The 2,123-nt window shown below is 70.3% G+C and carries 2 protein-coding genes; both read left to right on the top strand.

The window, feature by feature from the left end; translation table 11 throughout:
• Window positions 1–614 (top strand): BadF/BadG/BcrA/BcrD ATPase family protein (locus tag ABF821_RS20890; protein WP_415531458.1); only part of this gene is annotated, 614 nt, incomplete at its 5' end.
• Between the two features lie 315 nt (window positions 615–929).
• Window positions 930–2,123, top strand: a 1,194-nt coding sequence (locus ABF821_RS20885; protein ID WP_415531457.1) for a DEAD/DEAH box helicase, incomplete at its 3' end; no start/stop codon positions are given.

The following is a 2,123-nucleotide window of genomic DNA, read 5'->3' as shown; positions in this document are numbered from 1 at the left end:
CGATGTTCGCGCGGCTGCGGATCGTCTCGGATGCCTATACGTCCTGCGTGGGGGCGCATGCGGGCGCGGACGGTGCGATGGTCGCGGCCGGGACCGGGACGGTCGGGCTGGCCATTGCCGGCGGGGCGACGCGGCGGGTCGGCGGCTGGGGCTTTCCGCAGGGAGATGAAGGCGGCGGCGCCTGGATCGGGTTGCAGGCCATCCGGCTGATGCTGCGCGCCGGCGATGGCCGCATTCCCCCCACCCTGTTGAGCGAGGCCGTGCGGGCGCGGCTGGCGGATGGCGGGGCGGACCCGATGCTGTGGGCGGTCGGGGCGCGGGCCGCCGATTTTGCCGCGCTGGTGCCGATGGTCGCCGCGCTGGCCAGGGACGGGGACGCGGAGGCGCGGGACCTGCTGGGCCGGGCCGGGGCGGAAATCGAACTGCTGCTGGGTGCCCTGCGGGCGGCGGAGGGGTTTGCCTCCTTGCCCTGCTGTGTGCTGGGTGGGTTGGCGCCGCTGGTGCTGCCCTATCTTTCCCCCGCCACGCGGGCCGGGCTCTCCGCGCCGAAGGGCGATGCCATCGACGGGGCGATGAGGCTGGCGAAGCGGCTGCACGAGACGCCGCCGGCCTAGGCGCTCGGGCGGGGCCGCTGGGCTGCCATCTGGAATAAGGACTTGCGGTGGAGGCGGCATGCGGGTAGAAGCCCGGCCGTGGACGGCCCCCGCCTGTCCCGTATCTGGACTTGTACGCGCGTGCCTTGATTGATGCGGGGGGCACGGACTGGACGGACAAGAGACCCTTTCTGACCCACGGATTACGGTGAATGACAGCGTGTCCTGCCTTTGCAGGGACGCGGGCCGTGCGTCGTGTTTTTTTCGAGTTTTCCGGATGCTCATCCTGTCGTGAGGAATCCGGCCTTTGCCGAGTGCCCGGAGGCGCTTCATTTCATGACGACTTTTGCCGACCTTCAGCTTGCCGAGCCGTTGCTGCGTGCGCTGAACGAGGAGGGATACACCACCCCGACCCCCATCCAGGCCGGGGCCATCCCGCACCTGCTGGCCGGCCGGGACCTGCTGGGGCTGGCGCAGACCGGCACCGGCAAGACGGCGGCCTTCGCGCTGCCGATCCTGCACCGTCTGCTGACCCATCAGCGTCGTGCGGCCCCCAAGGGCGCGCGCGTGCTGGTGCTGGCGCCGACGCGCGAACTGGCGTCGCAGATCGACGAGAGCTTCAAAGCCTATGCCCGCCATATGCGCCTGAGCCATGCCGTGATCTTCGGCGGCGTCGGCCAGGGCCGGCAGGTCGAGGCGATGCGCCGTGGCGTGGACGTGCTGGTCGCGGCCCCCGGCCGCCTGCTGGACCTGATGGGCCAGGGCCATATCGACCTGTCGGGCCTGGAAGTGCTGGTGCTGGACGAGGCCGACCGGATGCTGGACATGGGCTTCGTCCGCGACATTCGCCGCATCGTGGCCGAACTGCCGCGCGACCGGCAGACGCTGCTGTTCTCGGCCACCATGCCGCGCAGCATCGCCGAACTGGCGCACGGCCTGCTGCGCGACCCGGCCACCGTGCAGGTGACGCCGCCGTCCAGCACCGTTGACCGGATCCGCCAGGCGGTGATGTTCGTCGATACCGACAAGAAGCGCGATGCGTTGCAGATGCTGGTGGATTCGCCCAAGGTCGAGCGCGCCGTGGTGTTCACGCTGATGAAGCATGAAGCCAACAAGGTCGCCGCCTTCCTGAACGACCATGGCATCGTGGCCGAGGCGATCCACGGCAACAAGTCGCAGGGCGCGCGCGAGCGGGCGATGTCCGGCTTCCGCTCCGGCGCCGTCAAGGTGCTGGTGGCGACCGACATCGCGGCGCGCGGCATCGACGTGGACGACGTGACGCACGTCTTCAACTACGACCTGCCCAACGTGCCGGAAAGCTATGTCCACCGGATCGGCCGGACGGCGCGTGCCGGGCGTGATGGCTGGGCGGTGTCGCTGTGCGATGCCGAGCAGCGGGCGTGGCTGCGCGACATCGAGAAGGCGATCGGCAAGCCGATCCCGGTGGTGATGGAGCATCCGTACCATTCCGAGGCGGCCGAGAAATCGACCATGCGTCCGCCGGTGCTCGGCGGTGGCGGCGGCCGGGGC

The organism is Gluconacetobacter sp., assembly GCF_047721585.1.
Taxonomy (GTDB): Bacteria; Pseudomonadota; Alphaproteobacteria; order Acetobacterales; family Acetobacteraceae; genus Gluconacetobacter; species Gluconacetobacter dulcium.
Note: the sequence above shows the minus strand (reverse complement) of the source record. Positions and strands in the feature narration are given on the sequence as shown.